Annotated in this window: 20 protein-coding genes; 14 read left to right on the top strand and 6 right to left on the bottom strand. The window is 71.4% G+C overall.

The window, feature by feature from the left end; all coding sequences use genetic code 11:
* Positions 1-76: 76 nt before the first annotated feature.
* Positions 77-700 carry a PadR family transcriptional regulator gene (locus tag BLT21_RS10300; protein WP_091501693.1) on the top strand — a complete coding sequence of 208 codons (624 nt, stop codon included), beginning with the start codon at positions 77-79 and terminating at the stop codon, positions 698-700.
* Positions 697-2,187: a DHA2 family efflux MFS transporter permease subunit gene (locus BLT21_RS10305; protein ID WP_091501695.1), complete on the top strand. Its 1,491-nt coding sequence runs from the start codon at positions 697-699 to the stop codon at positions 2,185-2,187. Before BLT21_RS10300 ends, BLT21_RS10305 begins: the two co-directional genes overlap by 4 nt.
* A gap of 129 nt (positions 2,188-2,316) precedes the next feature.
* On the opposite strand, the gene purD is transcribed toward BLT21_RS10305, so the two are convergent.
* The gene (gene purD / locus BLT21_RS10310; RefSeq protein WP_091501698.1) at positions 2,317-3,588 is read right to left on the bottom strand and encodes a phosphoribosylamine--glycine ligase; all 1,272 of its coding nucleotides are present in this window, start codon (positions 3,586-3,588) and stop codon (positions 2,317-2,319) included.
* Positions 3,589-3,623: 35 nt separating this feature from the next.
* Between purD and BLT21_RS10315 the strand changes: the two genes are divergently transcribed.
* Complete coding sequence (locus BLT21_RS10315; protein ID WP_091501701.1) at positions 3,624-3,992, top strand: sterol carrier family protein; 369 nt, start codon at positions 3,624-3,626, stop codon at positions 3,990-3,992.
* A gap of 34 nt (positions 3,993-4,026) precedes the next feature.
* Here the strand turns inward: BLT21_RS10315 and BLT21_RS10320 are convergent, their stop codons facing one another.
* Both BLT21_RS10320 and BLT21_RS10325 read right to left on the bottom strand, forming a co-directional pair.
* Positions 4,027-5,088, bottom strand: coding sequence for a hypothetical protein (locus BLT21_RS10320; protein ID WP_091501703.1), 1,062 nt, complete (start codon positions 5,086-5,088; stop codon positions 4,027-4,029).
* Positions 5,089-5,155: 67 nt separating this feature from the next.
* Positions 5,156-6,973: a hypothetical protein gene (locus BLT21_RS10325; protein WP_143024972.1), complete on the bottom strand. Its 1,818-nt coding sequence runs from the start codon at positions 6,971-6,973 to the stop codon at positions 5,156-5,158.
* Positions 6,974-7,131: 158 nt separating this feature from the next.
* Between BLT21_RS10325 and BLT21_RS10330 the strand changes: the two genes are divergently transcribed.
* From BLT21_RS10330 to BLT21_RS10355, 6 genes are all read left to right on the top strand, one after another.
* Positions 7,132-8,229 (top strand): heme/hemin ABC transporter substrate-binding protein, encoded by a 1,098-nt coding sequence (locus BLT21_RS10330; RefSeq protein WP_091501707.1) that lies wholly within the window; start codon positions 7,132-7,134, stop codon positions 8,227-8,229.
* A 101-nt stretch (positions 8,230-8,330) separates the two neighbouring features.
* Complete coding sequence (locus tag BLT21_RS10335; protein WP_256336023.1) at positions 8,331-9,416, top strand: FecCD family ABC transporter permease; 1,086 nt, start codon at positions 8,331-8,333, stop codon at positions 9,414-9,416.
* Positions 9,413-10,267, top strand: a complete 855-nt coding sequence (locus BLT21_RS10340; protein WP_091501711.1) for a heme ABC transporter ATP-binding protein — start codon at positions 9,413-9,415, stop codon at positions 10,265-10,267. Before BLT21_RS10335 ends, BLT21_RS10340 begins: the two co-directional genes overlap by 4 nt.
* Entirely contained in the window at positions 10,264-11,415 is a 1,152-nt protein-coding gene (locus tag BLT21_RS10345) for a hypothetical protein (protein ID WP_091501714.1), read from the top strand. Before BLT21_RS10340 ends, BLT21_RS10345 begins: the two co-directional genes overlap by 4 nt.
* Positions 11,412-12,665: a hypothetical protein gene (locus BLT21_RS10350; protein ID WP_091501717.1), complete on the top strand. Its 1,254-nt coding sequence runs from the start codon at positions 11,412-11,414 to the stop codon at positions 12,663-12,665. Before BLT21_RS10345 ends, BLT21_RS10350 begins: the two co-directional genes overlap by 4 nt.
* Before the next feature lie 119 nt (positions 12,666-12,784).
* On the top strand, positions 12,785-13,105 hold the full coding sequence (locus tag BLT21_RS10355) for a potassium transporter Trk (RefSeq protein WP_091501719.1): 321 nt from the start codon (positions 12,785-12,787) through the stop codon (positions 13,103-13,105).
* A 22-nt stretch (positions 13,106-13,127) separates the two neighbouring features.
* Here the strand turns inward: BLT21_RS10355 and BLT21_RS10360 are convergent, their stop codons facing one another.
* Complete coding sequence (locus BLT21_RS10360) at positions 13,128-13,739, bottom strand: zinc-binding alcohol dehydrogenase (protein ID WP_091501720.1); 612 nt, start codon at positions 13,737-13,739, stop codon at positions 13,128-13,130.
* A gap of 83 nt (positions 13,740-13,822) precedes the next feature.
* The gene (gene nagE, locus BLT21_RS10365; RefSeq protein WP_091501722.1) at positions 13,823-15,754 is read right to left on the bottom strand and encodes an N-acetylglucosamine-specific PTS transporter subunit IIBC; all 1,932 of its coding nucleotides are present in this window, start codon (positions 15,752-15,754) and stop codon (positions 13,823-13,825) included.
* 98 nt (positions 15,755-15,852) lie between these two features.
* On the opposite strand from nagE, the gene BLT21_RS10370 reads away from it, so the two are divergent.
* The 5 genes from BLT21_RS10370 to BLT21_RS10390 all read left to right on the top strand — a co-directional run bounded on the left by BLT21_RS10370 (position 15,853) and on the right by BLT21_RS10390 (position 22,151).
* On the top strand, positions 15,853-16,998 hold the full coding sequence (locus tag BLT21_RS10370) for an ROK family transcriptional regulator (protein ID WP_091501724.1): 1,146 nt from the start codon (positions 15,853-15,855) through the stop codon (positions 16,996-16,998).
* A gap of 51 nt (positions 16,999-17,049) precedes the next feature.
* Positions 17,050-17,835: a glucosamine-6-phosphate deaminase gene (gene nagB / locus BLT21_RS10375; protein WP_091501726.1), complete on the top strand. Its 786-nt coding sequence runs from the start codon at positions 17,050-17,052 to the stop codon at positions 17,833-17,835.
* Positions 17,836-18,345: 510 nt separating this feature from the next.
* Complete coding sequence (purM, locus tag BLT21_RS10380) at positions 18,346-19,464, top strand: phosphoribosylformylglycinamidine cyclo-ligase (RefSeq protein WP_091501728.1); 1,119 nt, start codon at positions 18,346-18,348, stop codon at positions 19,462-19,464.
* A gap of 6 nt (positions 19,465-19,470) precedes the next feature.
* Positions 19,471-20,931 (top strand): amidophosphoribosyltransferase, encoded by a 1,461-nt coding sequence (purF, locus tag BLT21_RS10385; protein WP_091501730.1) that lies wholly within the window; start codon positions 19,471-19,473, stop codon positions 20,929-20,931.
* Positions 20,928-22,151 carry an MFS transporter gene (locus BLT21_RS10390; protein ID WP_091501733.1) on the top strand — a complete coding sequence of 408 codons (1,224 nt, stop codon included), beginning with the start codon at positions 20,928-20,930 and terminating at the stop codon, positions 22,149-22,151. Before purF ends, BLT21_RS10390 begins: the two co-directional genes overlap by 4 nt.
* Positions 22,152-22,160: 9 nt before the next feature.
* Here BLT21_RS10390 and BLT21_RS10395 read toward each other — a convergent pair whose 3' ends face one another.
* Entirely contained in the window at positions 22,161-22,337 is a 177-nt protein-coding gene (locus BLT21_RS10395; RefSeq protein WP_091501735.1) for a DUF3073 family protein, read from the bottom strand.
* Positions 22,338-22,467 lie beyond the last annotated feature (130 nt).

Here is a 22,467-nt window from a genome sequence, read left to right on the forward strand (position 1 = left end):
CCGGAGCGGCGCGGATTGCCATCACCCGTCGAAACAAGCGTATAGTCCACATGGACTAATCGAGAGGGGGGGTGTCATGCCGGATGCCGTCGACCGACTCACCCCGCTGGGGCTGATGCTGCTCGCGCTGCTGCACGAGGACGACATGCACGCCTACGAGATGGTCCGTCTGCTGCGCGACCGCAAGGCCGACCGCCTCGTGGCGCTGACGCACGGCACGATCTACCACACGGTCGCCCGTCTCGAGCGGCAGGGTCTCATCGACGAGGTCGGCATCGACCGCGACGGAAACCGGCCGGAGCGCACGACCTATGCGCTCACCGATGCGGGCGCCGAGATGCTGCTGGCGTGGGTGCGCCGGGAGCTCCCCGCCATCGACCGGCCCGAGCGCTTCCGCGTCGCGCTCGCCGAGGCGCACAACCTCGACCGTGCCGACGTCGTCGCGCTCTTGAGCGAGCGACGCGAGGCCCTGGCGGCATCCCTCGAGGCGCACCGCAACGCCCGCGATCACGCCATCGAGCGCGGGTCCTATCCCCAGTTCCTGATCGAGGTGCACCGCGAGACGGCCCTGCTGTCAGCGGATGTCGCCTGGCTCGACGAAGCGGTCGAGTACATCCGTCGTTCCGACACCGTCTGGGGGGTCACCGACCTCTCCCCGACCGACCGCTATCTGGCACAGAGAGAAGCCGCACGCGCATGAGCGAGAAGACCAGCACCGTCCGCGCCCCTCAGGGCGCCCCGAACCCCGTCAGCCCGTGGCCCGCCCTGTGGGCGATGGTCATCGGGTTCTTCATGATCCTCGTCGACACCACGATCGTCTCGGTCGCGAACCCCGCGATCAAGGCCGCGCTCGACCCCTCGACCGGCAACCTCGACAACGTCGTGTGGGTCACGTCCTCGTACCTGCTCGCCTACGCGGTGCCGCTGCTGGTCACCGGCCGCCTCGGCGACCGGTTCGGCCCGAAGAACATCTACCTGATCGGTCTGGCCATCTTCACGGTCGCATCGCTCGCGTGCGGCCTGTCCGGGTCGCTCGAGGTCCTCATCATCGCGCGCGCCGTGCAGGGTCTCGGCGCCGCGCTCATGACCCCGCAGACGATGGCGGTCATCACCCGCACCTTCCCGGCGGAGCGCCGCGGCGCGGCCATGGGTCTGTGGGGCGCGACCGCCGGCGTCGCGACGCTCGTCGGCCCGCTCGCCGGCGGCCTGCTCGTCGACGGCTTCGGCTGGGAGTGGATCTTCTTCGTCAACATCCCGGTCGGCGTCGTCGCGTTCGTCCTGGCCTGGCGGCTGGTGCCGCAGCTCGAGACGCACGCGCATCGCTTCGACGTCGTCGGTGTCGTGCTGAGCGCGGTCGGTCTCTTCCTCATCGTCTTCGGTCTGCAGGAGGGCGAGCACTACGAGTGGGCCGCCGGCATCTGGGCGATGATCGCGGCGGGCGTCGTCGTGATGGCCGTGTTCGTCTGGACGCAGGCCCGGACCAAGAGCGAGCCGCTCGTGCCGCTCGAGCTGTTCCGCGACCGCAACTTCGCGATCTCCAACCTCGCGATCGCGGCGGTCGGGTTCACTGTGACCAGCATGGCCCTGCCGATGGCGTTCTTCACGCAGCTGGCCCGCGGTCTCACCCCGACGCAGTCGGCTCTGCTGCTCGTGCCGATGGCGCTGCTCTCGGGCGGTCTCGCGCCCCTCGCGGGCCGCATCCTCGACCGGGTTGACCCCCGTCTGCTGCTCGTCCCGGGCCTGACTCTCATGGTCGTCGGCCTCGTCGGGTACGCGCTGCTCATGAACACGGAGGCGCCGGTGCTGCTGCTCCTCATCCCGGCCGCGATCATCGGTATTGCGAACGCCGGCATGTGGGGTCCGCTCGCCACGACGGCGACCCGCAACCTGCCGCCGCGACAGGCCGGCGCGGGATCGGGCATCTACAACACGACCCGTACGGTCGGCTCCGTCATCGGCTCGGCCGCGATCGCCGCCTACATGCAGTCGCGGCTCACGGCGAACCTGCCCGGAGCGGGGGATGCCGCGAGCGGCGACTTCGCCAGCGGCGGCACGATGCCCCCGGCGGTCGCCGACGGTTTCTCGGCCGCGATGGCCCAGGCGATGGTCCTGCCGGCGATCGTCATCGCGGTGGCCGCGGTGCTCGTCATCTTCCTTAAGCGCCCCGCGCACCTCGCGCAGCGCTGAGCCGGGCTCGACCGGACGGGCCGCCCGCCGCCGCCATAACTCCTCAGGAACACGTCGACCTTGGACCGTCCTGCGGCCCACCGGCTGTGGGCGGCCCAAAACTGAGGAGTTGGCGCGGGCGGCCGCGGCCTAGTCCGCGACGCGCGCCGCGATATCGGTGCGGTGGTGCCCGCCCTCGAGGGTGATCTCGGCGAGGGCCCGGTAGGCGCGGTCGCGGGCTTCGGCGAAGTCGGAGCCGCGGGCAACGACGTTGAGCACCCGGCCGCCCGTGGCGACCAGCCCGTCGGTGGTCTCGGCGGTGGCGGCGTGGGCCAGGTGCACGCCCTCGACGGATGCCGCGGCGTCGAGGCCCTCGAGCGGGCGCCCGGTGACAGGCTGCTCGGGGTAGCCCTCGCTCGCCAGCACGACGGTGACCGCGGCGTCGGCGGAGAAGGTCGGTTCCGGCTCGGACTCCAGCCGCCCGCTCGCGGCGGCCATGAGCAGCTCCGAGAGCGGCGAGGTCAGCCGGGCGAGGACGACCTGGGTCTCGGGGTCGCCGAAGCGAGCGTTGAACTCGATCACCTTGATGCCCGCGTCGGTGAGGATGAGGCCCGCGTACAACAGCCCGATGAACGGTGAGCCCTCGGCGTCGAGGTGGCGGACGACGGGTTCGGCCACGGTCCGGGTGACCTCGGCGACGAAATCGCCCTCGCTCCCGAACCGGTCGGCGAGCCACGGAAGCGGCGAGTACGCGCCCATGCCGCCGGTGTTGGGACCCGCGTCGCCGTCGAAGGCGCGCTTGTAGTCCTGCGCCGGGCTGAGGGCGCGGACGGTGTCGCCGTCCGACACGAAAAACAGCGAGACCTCGGGTCCGGCGAGGAACTCCTCGACCAGCACCGGGCCGCTCGGCAGGTACGTGTCGGCGTGGGCGAGCGCGGCCGCGCGGTCGTCCGTGACGATCACGCCCTTGCCCGCGGCCAGGCCGTCGGCCTTGACGACATGCGGCGCGCCGAGCTCGTCGAGCGCCGCCTCGACCTCGGCGCGGGTGCGTGCGCGGACCGCGCGACCCGTGGGTACGCCCGCCTCGTCCATCACCCGCTTGGCGAACGCCTTCGACCCTTCGAGCTGCGCTGCGACCTTTCCCGGCCCGAAGACCGGGATGCCGCGCTCGCGCAGCGCATCGGCGACGCCGGCGATCAGCGGCGCCTCGGGCCCGACGATGACGAGATGGATGTTCGCGCTGCCGGCGAACTCGGTCACCGCGGCCGGGTCGTTCTGGTCGAGGCCCGGTACGAGCTGTGCGTCGCGGGCGATCCCGGCGTTGCCGGGTGCCGCGAGCAGTTCATGGCCGGCGCCTTCTGCGGCGAGAGCGAGGATGATGGCGTGCTCGCGCGCGCCCGAGCCGAGGACCAGGATCTTCACCCGGCCAGCCTACCGACCGGGCTAGCGTGGAACCCATGGCCCGCAGCATCCTCACCGCCGACGGCCGCGCCGCCCTGGCCGCGGTCGCCGCCGCCGACGCTTCCGGCGAGAAACCGGCCCGCGCCGACCTGGCCACCGCGGTGCGCTACCTGCTGCAGCTGCTCGTCGAGAAGGCACCGGGCAACTCCGTCGAGATGCGCGTCCCACCGTTCGGGGCGGTGCAGGTGGTCGAGGGCCCGCGCCACACCCGAGGCACGCCGCCGAACGTCGTCGAGACGGATGCCGCGACGTGGATCGCCCTCGCCACCGGTGAGCTGCTGTGGGCAGATGCCGCCACGGCGGGCCGGCTCCGGGCCTCGGGGACCCGAGCCGACCTCGGGGTGCTGCTGCCGCTGCGGCCCTGAGCCCGCTGTCGCGACGGGGCTGTTGCGACGGGGATCAGGCGGCGGGATGCGGTGCGTCGACCGGATCGGCCGAGGCATCCGGGTCGGCGCCGTCTCGGCCGCGTCGCGCGCGTCGCACCGCGAGCATGGTGCCGACGACGACCGCGACGATCGCGACCAGGAGGGCGTAGAGGCTCCAGGGGAGTGCGGCCGTGCCGATCTCGACGCTGACCGGCGAAGCCGACCCGCTGCCGATGCCGACGCCCTCGGGCACGACGGTCACCGTGCCGCCGAGCCAGCCGACCGACATGACCGGCAGCTCGCGCGTGATCTCGACGGTCGACCCGGGGATGATCTCCCGGACACCCGCGGGCTCGCTGTCGGTCGCGAACAGTCCGAGCGGTCCGGTGACGGCGATGGCGTCGGTGCCGATGACGCGGGTGTTCCCCGAGTTTTCGAGCGTGTACGTCACGGTGAGGGTGCCGGGCGAGAACGGGTTCCACGACGGCGCGTAGCCGGCCGAGGCTCCGGTGATCGACGCGGCGGGTGCCAGGTCGCCCGCGACGCGCAGGTTGATCCGCGTGCCCAGACGGCGGTCGACGGCGAGCGTGGCTGACGGATCGGTCGAGGTGAGGGAGGTCACGAGCCCGGCTGCGTGATCGCCGGGTCGGGCGTCGGCGGGCACCGCGATGGTGAAGGCGATGTCGGCACGCTGCCCCGGCATGAGCTCCACGGCGGGGGTGTCGACGGTCACCCAGCTGCCCGCTCCCTCGGAGGGGGTGCCGTCGACGAGGACGTCGATCTCGCCGCTCGAGGTCGTGAAGGCATCGGCGGCGTACACCGCGAGCGGCAGTGCCTGCGTACCGGTGTTGACGACGATCATCGTGTCGGCGATGACCGCGCCGGCTTCGACGTCGTAGGTGAAGTTGCCGCGGCCGACGCCGTTATCGTTGTCGGCCGTCTCGACGGTCCATCCGACGGTGCTGTCGGCATCCGCTGCCGGGCGGCCGGTCGCTGCGTCGGCCGCGGTGTCCGCCGCCGAGCCGGCGACCGCTCCGGCGATGACGCCGGCCAGGACGAGAAGGGTGACGGGGTGGGTGCGGCGGCGTTCGGGCACGGACGTCTTTCGTTGGTCGGAGGGAGGGCCGGAGGCCCCGGTGCGGTACCGGAGCCTCCGGAGGAGGTCACTGCAGGGCGGTGACGGTGAGCTTGCTCGTGTAGGCACCCGCGGGGGTGCTCGCCGGGATGACGAGCGACAGGTCGGCACCCACGATGGCCGCCGCAGCCGAGGTCGACGAGGCCAGCACGCGTGATGCGGCGAGCCCCGAGCCGCCGAGGCGCGTCGAGGGCACCGCCGCGCCTTCGGCCACCGAGGCGCCGGCCTCGATGATCTTCGGCGTCCAGCCGAGGAGATCGGCCGAGAACGTCGCCCCGCCGGCGGAGGTGAAGTCGCCGGCCTGGCCGGAGATGCTCCAGGTGTAGGCCGAGGTGCCGCCGGCGCGGGTGTCGGTGACGATGATGTTCGTCAGCGAGCCGTTGGCAACGAAGTTGCCGCCCTCCTGCGCCGCCGTTCCCAGGTCGGCGGGCGAGGAGCCGGCGAAGGCCCAGCCGAACGAGCCGCTCGGCTCGGTGGCTGCCTCGGGGACCTCGACGACGACGTCGTTCGCGCCGGCGAAGCTGATCGGCGTGAACGTCTCGAACGGCGCGTAGGTGGCACCGCTGCCGGCGTACGTGTACACGCCGTAGTTGCCGGCGAGGAGGTCGCGCGCCTCCGTCGTCGACACGGTCAGTTCGGCGGTGAACGTGCCGTCGGCCTTCAGCTCGATGGCGCCGGCCGCAGCGCCGCCCACGGTGGCGTGGCTCTCGGCGGGCAGCGCCCACTTCGTGTCGACGCGCTCACCACGAGCCGACGCGGGGGCGCCGGCCGAGGGCTTCCATTCGTCGGCGAACTTGCCGAAGGTGACGTAGGCGCCGACGAACTGTCCCGACAACGGCGGCCGGCTGCCGGTCGTCGCCGCGCCCGCGGGCAGGAAGCCCGACCCCGTGACGGTGATCGTCTCGCCGGCGCGATCGAGGTCGGCGGTCTTCGACACGCTCACCGCGGGGCTCTGCGTCGCGGCGGTGTACGAGACGGACAGCGGCGACGCGGGCTTGCGGGCATCGGCGGCGCCGCCCGACGAGTACCAGTAGCTGCCCTGGCCCGTGAGCACCTGGAAGTCGACGAAGGGCTGCGGGAACGCGCCCGCGTTCGCTCCGGTGGTGACCTGCGGAGTGCCCGAGCCGGTCGTCACGGTTCGACCGAGGTAGTCGGGCGTGACGGTGAAGCCGTCGCCGTCGACCTCGACACCGGTCAGGGTGGCGATGACGACGTCTTCGGCCGGGCTGAGCTGCTCGAACTTGTCGGGATCGTCCATCGAGGTGCCGTAGCCGCCCAGGGTCGCGGTGACGATGCCCGTGCCGTCGGCGGCGACGCTGAGGTGGGGGTCCGTGATCCACGAGCGCGTCATCCCGGAGTAGTAGGCCGAGGTGAACGTCCCCGTCCACTGGATCTCGGCGGTGCCGGCGACCGGGTCGACGACTCCCGTTCCCGCGCCGATCTCCACGACGTGACCGGAGTTCAGCCCGTTGCCGGTGGTGATGGTCGTGCCGGCCGCATCCGTCCGCAGGCCCGCGAACGTGGCCGCGGCATAGCTGCCGTCGGCCTGCTGCTTGAGGATCTCGACGTTGCCTTCCGCCTGCTTCCAGTTCGCGGACGTCACGCGGTCCGAGGCGGACGTCGCGGAGACGATGCCGGCGCTCAGCAGGTTGTAGGTCCCCGGTGCGAACGCCGCTGCGTTCGACTCGGCGTTGATGCCCCAGTGGAACACGGCATCGGTGATGTTCGTGTCCGCAGCGCTCGCCGGTGTGACGGCGAGGACGCCGCCCAGCGCGAGCGCGCCCGCGGCGACGGTGGCGGCTATCGGCCGCATCCGTCGTCCGCGACGCACGGTGGAAGATTCCATGGTTGATCCCTTCACGTGAGCCTCCCTGCGCGTCACGCGACTTCGGGTGGAGCGCGGCGCGTCCCGACGAATGCGGGTGTGTAGGCAAGGCTTACCTAATCACGGTGCGCGTGTAGGGTGCAAGGAGTAGGTGAGGCTTGCCTAACTCGAAGGAATCCATGAACTCCACGAAATCCCGTGTGCTCGGCGCTCTCGCCGTCGCCCTGGCCGCGACGCTGGCAGTGACCTCGTGCGATGCGATCACCGCGTCGGGCGAGGGCGTCGCTGCGGTCACGCCGCCACTGGCCGAGGTCACCACCCTCGACGATCCGAAGGCATGGGAGGGTCCGTCGACGGCGGTCGCCGCTCAGGATGCGGTCGACCCCGTCACCGAGGGCGCGCCGTCGCTGCCGGCGACGGTCATCGATGCGCAGGGCACCGCCGTGACCGTCACCGACACCTCGCGGATCCTGACCCTCGACATCTACGGCTCGCTGTCGCGGATCGTGTTCGAGCTCGGACTGGGCGATTCGGTCGTCGCACGCGACACCTCGAGCGGGTTCGCCGAGGCGGCCGGCCTGCCGGTCGTCACCGAGAACGGTCACGACCTCAACGCCGAGGCGATCCTCGATGCGGCACCGACGGTCATCCTCACCGACACGAGCCTCGGGCCGTGGGACACCATCCTGCAGATGCGCGACGCCGGCATCCCCGTCGTCGTGGTCGACTCGCACCGCTCGCTCGACAACATCGACGAACTCGTGCAGCAGGTCGCAGGTGCCCTCGGTGTGCCGGAGCGCGGTGTGCAGCTCGCGGAGCGGACGACCGCGGAGGTCGAAGCGAAGATCGCCCAGATCGCTGCCGTCGCACCGGCCGATCCGACGCGCAAGCTGCGCATGATGTTCCTCTACGCCCGAGGGCAGTCGGGGGTGTACTACCTGTTCGGGGACGAGTCGGGCGCCGACAGTCTCATCGAGGCGCTCGGCGGGATCGACGTCGCGGGCGAGATCGGCTGGCAGGGGATGCGGCCGGTCACGGATGAGGCGCTGGTCGATGCGAACCCCGACCTGCTCATCATGATGACGAAGGGCCTCGAGTCCGTCGGCGGTGTGGACGGGTTGACGGAGCACCTTCCGGCCATCGCGCAGACGAACGCAGGCCGTCACCGACGGATCGTCGACATGTCGGACACGACGGTCCTGAGCTTCGGCCCTGCGGCCGCCAGCGTGCTGGACGCGCTCGCCGTCGCGGTCTACGCGCCGGAGGCCACGCGATGAATGCAGCCCTGCCGGCACCGGCCGCCGACCTGCGATCCGCGGCACCCGCGAGACCCGAGACCGCTTCGGATGCACCTCCGTCGGACTCGTCGCGATCGCGCGTGCCCGGTCGACGCACCCCGATCCTCGTGACGGCCGTGTTCTGCGGCTTGTCCGTCGCGCTCGTCGTGCTCGCCGTGGTGTCGGCGGGCAGCGGGCAGCTCGCCATCCCGCCCGATCAAGTGGTGGGAGCCTTCGCCCGCGCGTGGAACGACGGGGTCGCGGCCATCGGCCTGCCGGCGCTCGCCGTGCCGGCGGGCGCGCCCATGGCGCACGTGAACGGCGAGGCGACGCTCTGGCTGATCCGCATGCCCCGGCTGATCATGGCGGTACTCGTGGGGGCCGCTCTCGCGACGGCCGGGGCCGTGATGCAGGGCATCTTCCGCAATCCGCTCGCGGAGCCGGGCATCATCGGCATCTCGTCGGGCGCAGCGGTGGGCGCCGCTGCCGCGATCGTGTTCGGGTTGTCCTTCGCCGGGCCGCTCACGTTGCCCCTGCTCGCCTTCGCGGGCGGGCTCGCGGCCACCGTGATCGTGTACTCCTCGGCCCGCGCCGATGGCCGGACCGAAGTGGTGACCCTCGTCCTCACCGGAATCGCCGTCAACGCCGTCGGCGGAGCCGCCATCGCGCTGTTCACCTACCTCGGCTCGACGCAGGAGCGCGAGCAGATCGTCTTCTGGCAGCTCGGTTCGCTCAACGGCACCCGCTGGCCCGACCTCGCCGTCGTCGCTCCTCTCACCGCTCTCGGCATCGTGGCATGCCTCTTCTTCGCCGGCAGCCTCGACCTGCTCGCCCTCGGGGAGCGCCAGGCGGAGCACCTGGGCGTGCGGGTCGAGCTCCTCCGGGTCGTCGCCATCGTCGTCATCGCCCTCCTCACCTGCGCCGCCGTCGCCTTCGTCGGGGTGATCGGCTTCGTGGGCCTCGTCGTGCCGCACCTCATGCGCATGGTGCTCGGCCCGGCGCACCGGCTGCTCCTGCCGGCCTGCGCGCTCGGCGGAGCGGTGCTGCTGCTGGCGGCCGACCTCATCGCGCGGACGGCGGTGCCCGGGTCCGAGCTGCCCATCGGGATGCTCACGGCCCTCATCGGCGGTCCGTTCTTCTTCTGGCTGCTGCGGCGCACCCGCCGTCGCTCCGGAGGATGGGGATGAACGCCGTGCTCCGTGCCCGCGGGATATCGGTGCAGATGGCCGGGCGTCGCGTTCTCGACGGCATCGACCTCGACCTGCGCGCGGGCGAGATGCTCGTGCTCGTCGGTCCGAACGGTGCGGGCAAGTCGACTCTCCTCGCCGTTCTGGCAGGAGACCGCGCTCCGGTCTCGGGGTCGGTCGAGCTCGACGGTGCGACGCTCGAGTCGTGGCCGGTCGCCGAACGCGCTCGGCGGCGATCGGTGCTGATGCAGAGCAACGAGGTGTCGTTCCCCTTCGTGGCCGGCGACGTCGTGCGCATGGGCCGGGCGCCCTGGCGTCGGCGCCCCGAGGCCGACCGCGACGATGCGGCCGTCGCGGAGGCGATCGCTGCGGGCGAGGTCGAGCGGTTCGCCGCTCGACCGGTGACGGGGCTGTCGGGCGGTGAGCGGGCGCGGGTCGCGTTCGCCCGCGCCTACGCCCAGGAGTGCCGCATCGCCCTCCTCGACGAGCCGACCGCCAGCCTCGACATCCGGCACCAGCATCGCGTGCTCGATCGCACGCGGCGACGGGCGGAGGCGGGTGGGGCCGCGATCGTGGTGCTGCACGACCTCGGGCTCGCGGCGGCCTACGGCGATCGGGTCGCGCTGCTCGATGGCGGTCGTCTCGCCGCCGTCGGCACACCGCGCGACGTGTTCGACCCCGAGCTGCTGAGCCGCGTCTACCGGCATCCGATCGACGTCGTCGAGGGGCCGCGCGGAAGCCTCATCGTGCTCGCCGACAGCCGCCCGGGCGACGCCGCGGCCGCCGGTCGCTCGCGTGCCACCGACCCCGCCGGCACCGAGCCGGCCCCGACCGAGGAACGGATCGCATGAACACCCGCCAACGCCTCGCCGCAGCAGTCGCGGCAACCGTCGTCGCCACCGCGGCCGGCATGTCAGCGGCACCGGCCGCATGGGCCGCGGCATCGGTCTCCGTCGCCACCGGCGACGGAGACGGGCGGGTGTCGGCCGACACCGCCACCGCGGTCACCGTCTCGGGCTCGGGCTTCCAAGCCATCCCCGGCGGCTTCGGCGGGATCTACGTTCTCATCGGCTGGGTCGACGACCCCGCGGGCGGCTCGTGGGCCCCGAGCGTGGGCGGCGTCGTCGGTGAGGATTATCGCTACATCCCCGACGTCGAGGCGGCCGACAACAACGGGTTCCAACGGTTCATCGCGTTCGCCGGCAGCCAGACCGAGAGCTCGGCCAACGGAGTGCTCGCCGCCGACGGCTCGTGGTCCATCGACATGGTCGTGCCGGGCGCGGTGTTCGAGAGCCGCGACCGTGACGGGAACGTCACGGCGGTCGACTGCCGTGAGCTGACCTGCGGCATCATCACGATCGGCGCCCACGGGGTCAAGAACGCGAACAACGAGACCTTCACCCCGCTCGACTTCTCGGCGGCCGCCGAGGCGCCCGCAGCCGAGAGCGCCGACGCGGCGCCGGCCGGGGGCGCCGTCGCGGGCGCCGTGCGGGTCGGGCTCGCATCGCAGACCGTCGACGCCGGTACCTCCATCGTCTTCACGGGACAGGGGTTCACCCCGGGCGAGCAGGTCGTCGCATCCCTCGACGGCGGCCTGGCCGCCGTCGGGCCCCTCACCGCGGGGTCGCAGGGCGAGGTCGCCGCGGCGCTGCCGGTACCCCGCGACATCCGCGACGGCACGCACCTCGTCACCCTTCGCGGCGCCGGTTCGGGCGCCGTCGCCGAGGCCGAGGTGACGGTGTCGGGCGGGACGGTGGCGGATGCCGCCGCAGCGACCAGCTCGGGGCAGACGCCGCCCTGGGCGTGGGTGGTGCTGCTGGTGTCGCTGACGGCCTCGGTGCTGCTGATCATCGCCAGCCTCATCACCGCGATCGTGCGGGCTCGCGCGCGACGTCGAGCCCGGCGCGCGACGGAGACCGCCTCCGCGCCACCCGCGTCTGACGGCGGCGTCGAGACTCGTCCCCGCGCCGTCACCGCGCCGGCCGGAGCGGTGCGATGAGCCGCAGGTCGGGGCGCCGGGGAGCGTGGCGCGCGACCGGTCGCATCCTCGCCGCGGCCGTGCTCGCCTGGGGGCTCGCGACGGCGCCGTCCGCGGCACTCGCCGACGGTCCCGACGACGTCATCGTCACGATCCCCGAGACCGACGCCAACGGGGGGCCGACCACTCCCCCCGGCAGCGACGGCCGGATCACCAACGCGCAGCTGAGATGGGGCCTCAACGCCGAGTCGGGCGGCGGGGCGTTCGCCGGCGGGTGCAACTTCCTCAGCGCGGGGCGAGCCGGTGACAGCGGCTCGGCGCGCGTCTGGTCGGCGTCCGACGGTCTCTACCGCGCGGCCGACGGTGCGGTCCGTATCGAGAAGCCCACGGCGGACGGCGGCTGGACCGCCGCATCGTGGGAGACCAAATGCCTCGACCCCGCGGGCGCGACCGTCACGACGGCGTCCACGTCGATGACGACCGGCAATCAGGTCGTCATCGACGGCGGCACGGGCAGCCGGACGGGCGGGGGGCTGGAGATCCGCTGGTCGGGCTCGTTCACCGTCGTCTTCTACGGCGGCATGACGTATTGGAGCGTCACCGACCCCGTGCTCTCGCTCGATGCTTCCGGCGCGGGGCGGCTCACCGGCACTGCCAGCGGGTATGGCACGTCGATGGACGACATGACGAAGTGGGAGCCGATCGCCGAGACCACCGTCGTGCTGGCCGACATCACGGGCGCGGCGGGCGAACGCGGCTTCTCCGCGGCGCCCGCGTATCTCGGCGTCGCCACCGTAGGGGCGGGGCAGGTCGAGCGGACCCCCCGGAACGCGGCGGTGTGGGGATCGTTCCCGCAGTCCTTCGTCGACTTCCATCGGCTGACCGGGCAGCAGGGCTACTGGCTCACGACCAACGGTGTCCGGGATGCCGCCAAGCCGGCGTCTCCGCTCACCGTCAGCTACGACGCCGCGTCGCCCGTCGCCGTTCCGCCACCCGCCGCGGGTGGCGCGGGCGCGACCGGTGGCGCGACACCGTCGAACCCGATCAGGCTCCCGTCATCGGCGGCCGAGGTCGCGTCGGACGTCCCGTCGTTCATCGCTGCGAACGCGCCGCTGACCGTGATGCCGCAGCCGCTCGGACTCGTCCCCGATGCCGCCGCGGCGATCTCGCCGCTCGTGCTGCCCCTGCTCGCGTCGGGGTCGGCTCTCGGCCTCGCCGCCATCGCGGTGCTCAGCATGATGCAGCGGCTGCCGTGGCAGCGGGCGCCCTGACGACGCGTCTCCCACCGTCGCGGCGACGTCGCGCGAAGAGAACCTCGGGAGGCGCCGCGTACGGTTCCTCCCGGGAAGCGCACCGCCCGGGATCACCCGGGCGGTGCGACAATAGGTGCATGAACGAGGAGATCACCGAGCGGGTCGAGTCGGCGCGAGTGCGTCGCGTCCCCAAGTACAGCGTGTTCCTCCTGTTGGGGGCCGCGGTCGGCATCATCCTGTCGCTCGCCCTCACGTTCGGCATCCCCGACGAGGGAGTCAGCACGAGCACCGGGCTGGAGTACTCCGCCGGTCAGGTCTTCGGGTTCGTCGCGCTCGGCGCGATCCCCATCGGCATGGCCGCCGGCGGTGTCGTCGCTCTCATCCTCGACCGGGCGGCGCGACGCCGCAGCCGTGAGGTGCGCATCCTCCACGAGCGCGTGCGCTCGGTCGACGTCTGACACTGCCGCCGAGCGTTCGAGATCAGGCGATCTCGGCGATGATCGGCGCGATCGCGGTGTCGAACGCGACCACGTCGCTGCGCAGCCCGTCGGTGACGGCGATCGTGAGCGACCCGATCCACCAGACCCCGCGCTGCGTGAGCGGCAGCACCTGCACGTTGAGTTCGAACGAGTGCGCGCGCCGGCCGATGCGGCGCTCGTGCTGCGCCAGCGCACCCGCGTAGGCACGGTACGCGACGGCGCCCGAACCGGAGCTGCGCGCGTTGTACCGGGCGTGGATGTCGCGGGCGAACGCGACCGCCTCGGCCGCATGGGGGAGCATCTCGCGCTCGAGCCGCTCGAAGCCCTCGGTCGGCAGGGCCACGAGGGTGTCGAAACCGTCGACGAGGTCGAGCGGCACGGGTGATGGGTGCGCGAGGGGTTCCACGGTCATCGCCCAGTACGCGCGCCACTGCCGTTCGAGCTCGGCCTGCGCGTCATCGTCGCGCACGGGCGGCGTCGCCTCGAGTCCGCGCAGGTGCGGCAGCTCCTCGGGGGAGCGGATGCCGAGCACCTGGCGCAGGTAGAGCGCGACGACGATGGCGGGAGCGGCATCCTCCCGCACCACCCACTCGGGAGTCCTCGCCGCGTTCATGGCGCCAGTTTAAAGCTGAGCGAGGGTCGGGCGGCCGGTGCCGCGGCGGTGATCCGCGGCACCGGCGCCCGCTGGAGCCGCCGTCAGTCGAACTCGACGGTGGCCCTTTCGTTGTTGAGGACGATGACCGGCGTGATGGGCGAGTATCCGGCGCTCCGGATGCCGGCGGCGTCGAAGCGCAGCAGCGGCGCACCCGCGTGCACGACCTCGCCCTGCTGCACGAGCGGCTGGAACCCGCGTCCCTTCAGGTCCACGGTGTCGATGCCCACGTGGATGAGCAGCTCGGTGCCGTCGGCCAGCGTCAGTCCGATCGCGTGGCCGGTGGGGAAGACCGACGTCACCGTGCCGTCGGCGGGAGCCACGACCGTGTCGCCGACGGGGTCGATCGCGAGACCCGGACCCATGGTGCCCTGCGAGAACATCGGATCGGGCACGGCCGACAGCGGCACGACCGCTCCCTCGAGGGGGGCGCGCAGCCGCACGACGGCGGGCGCCGTCGTCAACGCGGTCGCGGTGCCGGTGCCGTTCGTCGCCGCGTCGGCCGCGGCTCCCGTCGCCGGCTCGACGTCGCGCCCCGCGAGCACGTCGTCCATCGCGTCCTTCACGAACTGCACATTCAGCCCGTAGACGACCTGCACCGACTTGGCCCCCGTGACCATGGTCCCGGCGGCTCCGGCACGCTTCAGGGCGTCGCTGTCGACGCGGGAGGTGTCGGCGACCTCGAGCCGCAGACGGGTGGCGCAGTTGTCGAGGTCGACGATGTTCTCCTTGCCGCCGAGGCCCGCGATGAATCGCTCGGCGGTCGGGCCGTAACCGGAGTCGCGCGCTGCCGTCACATCCGCGTCGAGTGCGTCGTCATCCTCGCGCCCCGGCGTCTTCAACCGGAACTTCAGGATGAGGAAGCGGAACACCACGAAGTAGATCGCGAACCAGAACACGCCCATCACGGGGATCATCCAGGGGTTCTGGGCGAGCGGATTCATCCAGCCGAGCACGAGGTCGATGAAGCCCGCGGAGAACCCGAAGCCCATCCGCGTGGGCAGCAGGGCGGCGATGAAGACCGAGATCCCGGTGAACACCGCGTGCACGAGGTACAGCCACGGCGCGAGGAACATGAAGGCGAACTCGAGGGGCTCGGTGACTCCGACGAAGAACGAGGCGATAGCGGCGGAGAGCAGGATGCCCGACACCATCTTCTTGCGCTTGGTCTTGGCGGTGACGTACATCGCCAGCGCGGCGCCGGGCAGGCCGAACATCATGATCGGGAAGAAGCCGGTCATGTACTGACCGGTGACTCCGAACACGCCGTCGCCGTTCGAGCCCGCCAGGAAGTTGTTGAGGTCGTTGATGCCGGCCACGTCGAACCAGAACACCGAGTTGAGAGCGTGGTGCAGGCCGAACGGGATGAGCAGGCGGTTCATGAACCCGTAGATGCCCGCGCCGACGGGACCGAGTGTGGAGATCCATTCACCGAAGGTCACCAGTCCGCCGTAGACGACGGGCCAGACGAACAGCAGGATCACGGCGACGACGAGCGAGACCCCGGCCGTGACGATCGCCACCGAGCGCTTGCCCGAGAAGAACGACAGCGCGTCGGGCAGTTTCGTGTCCTTGAACCGGTTGTAGGCCCACGCGCCGATGAGGCCGCAGATGATGCCGACGAAGACGTTCTGCACCTTGGTGAAGGCCGGATCGACCTCGGCGACGTCGGCGATGCCGAAGAGGCCCGAGACCACGGTCGGGCTCAAGATGGTCGTGACGGTGAGCCACGAGACGAGGCCCGCGAGGGCGGACGTCCCGTCCGACTTGTTGGCCATGCCGATCGCGATGCCGATCGCGAAGAGCAGAGCCATGTTGTCGAGGAGGGCGCCGCCCGCTGCGGCGAGGAAGCTCGAGACGACATTCGCGCCGGCGGCCGACGAGATCCAGAACGCGATGCCGCTCAAGATGGCCGCGACGGGCAGGACGGCGACGGGCAGCATGATCGACCGGCCGAGTCGTTGGAAGAATTTCACGGGTCACTCCGATGTGCGCTGGGGGAGAGGGTTCTGACAGTATTGGTTAAGAACGTTTCCGAATTATTTCTCGGGAACTGTACTCGATCGGAGAGCGGATGACCACGACGTCCTCGGCAGGAGCCGGTGCGACGCGATCGCGCGGTCGCCGCATCCGCCCCGAAGACGCGCGCAGCAACAACCGGCGACTCGTGCTGCAGGCGCTCCATCGCGAGGACGGACTCTCGCGCGCCGACATCGCCCGCGCGACCGGGCTGTCGCAGGTGACGATCTCCGACCTCGTCGGCGAGCTCGTCGACGAGCAGCTCGTCGTCGAGAGCGGCCGTGGCCGTCGTTCCGGACCGGGGGCGCCGTCGCGGGCCCTGGCCCTGGCCCGCGCCTCGCGCAACGTCGTGGCCGTGTCGATCTCGAGCGGTGACACGTTCGAGGGCGTCGTGGCCGATCTCGCCGGCTCCGTCCTCGCCCGCGAGGTCGTCGAGCGTCGCGGCGCGACCGGCGACCCCGCCGTGACCCTGCTCGGTGAGCTCATCGACCGTCTGATCGCGCGCGCCGAGGCTCCGATCCTCGGCGTCGGGGTCTCGACCCCGGGCGTGGTCGACGGGACGGGAACCGTGCGCGAATCGTCGCATCTCGACTGGCACGACGTCGCGCTGCGCGGCATCCTGCACGATCGCACCGGTCTTCCGGTCGCCGTCGCGAACGGTCTGAACGCCGCCGGCGTCGGCGAGCTCAGCTACGGCCAGGTCGACCACGACCTCCTGCTCGTGCGCATCGGCGCGGGTGTCGGGGCCGCGGTCATCATCAACGGAGCCGTGGTGCACGGGCGCAACTGGACGGCCGGAGAGATCGGACACGTCGTCGTGACCGAGGGCTCGGGTCCCGTCTGCGCCTGCGGGCGCACCGGATGCCTCGAAGCCTGGCTGTCGGTGCCGCGACTGGCGGCGCGCGTGGCCGATGCCGCCGATGCGGCTGCGGCAGCCGACATCCGCCGCGAGGCCGGCCGATGCCTCGGCATCGCCCTCGCCCCGCTCGTCGCGACGCTCGGACTCACCGACGTCGTACTGAGCGGACCGGCCGAGCTGCTGGACGGCGCCCTCGTCGACGCCGCGCGAGAGGCGGTCGAGGCGCGGGTGCTGCCCATCGTCTTCGGCGACCTGGTCGTCCGCCGCGCAGAGGCCGACGGCGACCTCCGGCTGCGCGGCGCGGTCGGCCTCGTCCTGGCCGAGACCCTCGGCCTCACCTGAACCGACCCGAACAAGCCGACCCGAACAGATCGACCCGAGAAAGGCAGCGCCATGGCAGAAGTCGTCATCGTCCCGAGCGAGCAGGAGGCCGGCCGTCTCGTCGGCGATGCGATCGTCGACCTCGTCCGTGCCCGGCACGACGCCGTGCTCGGCCTCGCGACCGGATCGACGCCGCTCGCCGTGTACCGTCACCTCGCCTCCCGTGTCCGGGGCGAGGGTATCGACGTCTCGCAGGTGCGCGGCTTCGCCCTCGACGAGTACGTGGGCCTGCCCGCCGGCCACCCGGAGAGCTACCGGAGCGTCATCGAGCGCGAGGTCGTCGAGCCCGTCGGCTTCGACCCCGCACGCATCGAGGTGCCGCACGGCGACCTGGACGGCATCGAGACGGCGGGAGAGCAGTACGAGGCCGCGATCCGCGCGGCCGGCGGCATCGACCTGCAGATCCTCGGCATCGGCCGCACCGGGCACATCGGCTTCAACGAGCCGGGCAGCTCGCTCGCATCGGCGACGCGCGTGAAGACGTTGACCGAAGAGACCCGCGCCGACAACGCGCGCTTCTTCGACTCGCCCGACGATGTGCCGATGCACTGCATCACCCAGGGCATCGGCACCATTCTGCGGGCGCGACACCTGGTGCTGCTCGCGTTCGGAGAGGCGAAGGCGGACGCCGTCGCCGCGGCGGTCGAGGGACCGGTCAGCACGTCGGCCCCCGGCTCGGCCGTGCAGCTGCACCCGCACGTCACGGTTGTGGTCGATGAGGCCGCCGCGGCATCCCTCGCGCAGACGCCGTACTACCGCCACGCCTGGGCCAACAAGCCGTCCTGGCAGGGCATCTGACCGACGCGGCCACCCCCTCGGGCGGTCGCCATCGCAGCCCCCTGGCCTCGGTGCGGTGCGGTGCCGTCGCCGTGCCGTGCCGTGCCGTGCCGGTTCCGCGCACAGGCTGAGCGGCGCTCCAGTGCCTCGGGGGTGGGGTCCGGCCGCTCTCAGCCTGTGGACGGCACGGCCGATCGCCGTGCCGGCCGCCACCCGCACCGCCACCCGCACCGCCACCCGCTCCGCGGGCCTCGGCACGGCCGGGGCGAGCGCCGGTGCCGAGGTCGGCCCCGGATTCCGTGCCGTGAACAGGCTCAGGCCCGCCGGAACGATGCCTGAACGGCCTCAGACCGTGCTGAACCTGTCAACGGGACCGTCGAGACGGGACGGACGGGACCGACGGGACGGACCGGGCCGACGCAACGCCGAGCCCGACAGACCGGGCCCGAGGCGCGGGCGGAAGCGGGCCGGGGCGGCCCGCCGCGACATGCCCGGTGCTCGGGCGCTCCGCGGGCCGGTACTCTGGATGCCGTGGCCTCGAGTTCCACTGACCCCTATACCCAAGCCGGCGTCGACACCGCGGCGGGAGACCTCGCCGTCGAATTGATGAAGTCGGCGGTCCGGCGCACCCACGGCGATGAAGTGCTCGGAGGCGTCGGCGGCTTCGCCGGCCTCTTCGATGCCAGCGCGCTGCTCGGCTACACCAAGCCGCTGCTCGCGACCTCGACCGACGGCGTCGGTACGAAGGTCGCGATCGCGCAGGCCATCGACAAGCACGACACGATCGGCCAGGACCTGGTCGGCATGGTCGTCGACGACATCGTCGTGGTCGGCGCGAAGCCGCTGTTCATGACCGACTACATCGCGTGCGGCAAGGTCGTGCCCGAGCGCATCGCCGACATCGTCCGAGGCATCGCCGACGGCTGCTCGGCCACCGGCACAGCCTTGGTCGGCGGCGAGACCGCCGAGCACCCCGGACTGCTCGGCGTGAACGACTACGACGTCGCGGGTGCGGCGACCGGGGTCGTCGAGTCGGGCCAGGTGCTGGGCGCCGAGCGGGTGCGCGACGGCGACGTCGTGCTCGCGCTCGCCTCGAGCGGCCCGCACTCGAACGGGTACTCGCTCATCCGTCACATCATCACGGGCGCCGGCATCGGCTACGGCGATCAGGCGGCAGACTTCGGGCGCACATGGGGCGAGCAGCTGCTCGAGCCCACGCGCCTGTACACCTCGCCGCTCCTGCGTGTCATCGCGGAGCTCGGCGACGGCATCCACTCGCTCAGCCACGTGACGGGTGGCGGAATCGCGGCCAACCTCGCACGCGTCCTGCCGAAGGGCACCTGGGTCGACGTCGATCGCGCGACGTGGTCGCCGTCTCCGGTCTTCCGTGTGCTCGCCGACCTCGGCGACCTCGAGATCGAGCGCACCGAGGGCACCTGGAACCTCGGCATCGGCTTCTTCGCGATCGTGTCGCCGGATGCCGCGGATGCCGCGATCGCGGCACTCCGCGCCGACGGCATCGACACGTGGCAGGTCGGTGCGGTCTCGACCGGACCGCGCCCCGACGGACACTACGAACAGGGCGCCAAGGGTGTCGACGGCGGAGCCGTGCGCCTCGTCGGCGGTTACCGCGAAGCAGGAGCGAACTAACCCCCTATGTGCGGAATCGTCGGAATCGTCGGGCAGTCCCCGGCGAACCAGGAGATCTACGACGCCCTCCTCCTGCTGCAGCATCGCGGCCAGGACTCGACCGGCATCGCGACCGCCGAGAACAGCGGCGTCTTCCACATCTTCAAGGCCAACGGGCAGGTGCGCGAAGCGGTGCGCACGCGCGACATGCGGTCGCTGCTCGGCAACATCGGCCTCGGGCACGTCCGCTACGCGACGAAGGGCACCGCCTCGAGCGAGGAAGAGGCGCAGCCCTTCTACGTCAACGCCCCCTACGGCATCGTGCTGGTGCACAACGGCAACCTCACGAACACGCGCGAGTTGACGGAGGAGCTGTTCCGCAAGGATCGCCGCCACCTCAACACCAGCTCCGACACCGAACTGCTCGTCAACGTGCTCGCGAACGAGCTGCAGTCGACGATCTCGGGGCTCGACCTCGATCCCGACCAGGTGTTCCAGGCCGTCGAGCGCGTTCACGAGCGCGTCGAGGGCTCGTACGCTGCCATCGCTCTCATCGCCGGTCACGGGCTGCTCGCGTTCCGCGACCCGTTCGGCATCCGTCCGCTCATCCTGGGCACGCGCCGGGCCGAGAACGGCCGGGATGAGTGGACGGTCGCCTCCGAGTCGCTCGTGCTCGAGAACGGCGGATTCGAGGTCGTCCGCGACGTCGAGCCCGGCGAGGCGGTCTTCATCGACGCCGAGGGTACGCTGCACGCGCGCCAGTGCGCTCAGCAGACGCAGCTGGCCCCGTGCTCGTTCGAGTACGTCTACCTCGCGCGCCCCGACTCGATCATGAACGGCATCTCGGTCTACGAGGCTCGTCTGCGGATGGGTGAGCGTCTCGCCGACACCATCGCCACGTACACCCCGCAGGGTGCGATCGACGTCGTCATGCCGATCCCCGACTCGTCGCGACCGGCCGCGATGCAGGTGGCGCGCAAGCTCGGCATCGAGTACCGCGAGGGCTTCTACAAGAACCGCTACGTCGGCCGCACGTTCATCATGCCGGGCCAGGCGGTGCGCAAGAAGAGCGTGCGTCAGAAGCTCAACGCGATGTCGAGCGAGTTCAAGGGAAAGAACGTGCTCCTCATCGACGACTCGATCGTGCGCGGCACGACGTCGAAGGAGATCATCCAGATGGCCCGGGATGCCGGAGCCAAGAGTGTGACGTTCGCGTCGGCCGCGCCGCCGGTGCGCTACCCGCACGTCTACGGCATCAACATGCCCTCGCGTCATGAGCTCATCGCGCACGGACGGACGATCCCCGAGATCGCCGAGGAGCTCGGGTGCGACTATCTCGTGTACCAGGAGATCGACGACCTGAAGGCCGCGATCGTCGAGGGGACCGACATCACCGATCTCGACATGAGCTGCTTCGACGGCAGGTACGTCACGGGAACGGTGAGCGACGAGTACCTGGCCTGGGTCGAGGGCACCCAGCAGTCGTGACCTCGCTCTGGCGCGGACGCGTCCTGGCGTTCATCGGCGTCATCCTCGTCGCCTTCTCCCTGCGGTCCGCGGTCGCCTCGCTGTCGCCGATCCTCACGGAGATCGACGCCGACCTCGGGGTCCCGTCGTGGGTGGCCGGCCTCATCGGGGCGGCGCCCCCGGTGTGCTTCGCCGTCTTCGGAGTCATCACGCCGATCCTCGAGCGCAGGTTCGGGCTGCAGCGCCTCGCCGTGGCCGCCATGATCATTGCCGCGGTGGCGCTGCTGGGCAGGTCTCTCGCGCCGGATGCGGGCACCCTGCTGATCGCGACGACCATCCTCTTCGCTGCCATCAGCACCGGCAACGTCGTGCTGCCGCCGCTGATCAAGACGTACTTCCCCGACCGGGTCGGGACGATGACCGCGGTGTACTCGACGATGCTGGCGGTCGCCGCCTTCGTCCCGCCGCTGGTCGCCGTTCCCGTTGCCGACACCGCGGGTTGGCGGTTCTCGCTGGGGATGTGGTCGATCTTCGCCGCGCTCGCGATCGTCCCGTGGCTCGTCACGCTGCGCCGCTCGCGCATCGCCGCCGCCACCGCCGATGCGGCGGTCGCCCCGCCGCCGTCGCCGAACGTCCTCGGACGACTCGTGCGTCTGCCCATGGCATGGGCCATCGCGGTGACGTTCGCGGTCTCGGCGTCGAGCGTGTACGCGTCGTTCGCCTGGCTGCCGATCGTGCTCGTCGACCTCGCCGGCGTCTCTCACGCCGCCGCAGGGTCGCTCCTCGCCCTGTTCGGCGGCATGGGCCTGCCCTGGTCGATCATCGTGCCGCTCATCATCACGCGGTGGCGCCGGCTCGGACTGATCTACGTCATCGCCGCATCGTCCGGCATCGTGGCCGTCGCCGGTCTGCTCTTCGCGCCGGGCGCGGCCGTCGTGCTCTGGGTGGTGCTCCTGGGTACGCCGCAGATGCTGTTCCCCGCCGCGCTCGTCTTCATCCAGCGAAAGACGCGAACGCACGAGGGGACGGTCGCGCTCAGCGGTTTCGCCCAGAGCGTCGGCTACGCGGTCGCCGCGATCTTCCCGATCTCGTTCGCGCTGCTGCACGAGGCGACCGGCGAGTGGACGGCACCCCTGATCATGCTGGGCGTGCTCATGCTCGCGGCGATCCCCGCAGGAATCGTCGTGACGCGCCCGCACACCATCGAGGACGAGTGGGAGCAGCGCCACGGCGCATGGTGATGAGCCCAGTCAGGCCTTCTCGTCCTCGTATTCGTCGGAGTACTGATCGGCCCACTTGTCGACGTACTGATCGTCGTCCGAGTGGCCGAGCTCCTTCTCGAGCGAAGAGAAGTTGACATTGTAGGTGTCGTACTTCAGCTCGCGCGCGATCTTGGTGTGCTTCGCCTTTTGACGGCCACGCCCCATGCGAGACCCCCTCATTTCTGAGTCACGGGCTTTGTTCAGCGATGCCCGGAGCATTTCACGATCCGGCGCTGCGCCGGGGAAGAGTAGCATCAAGAATAACACGGGGGCCCCCAAGCCATCGCGGTGCCAC

Origin of the sequence: Microbacterium sp. cf332 (assembly GCF_900102175.1) — a bacterium.
In the GTDB taxonomy this organism is placed as follows: Bacteria; Actinomycetota; Actinomycetes; order Actinomycetales; family Microbacteriaceae; genus Microbacterium.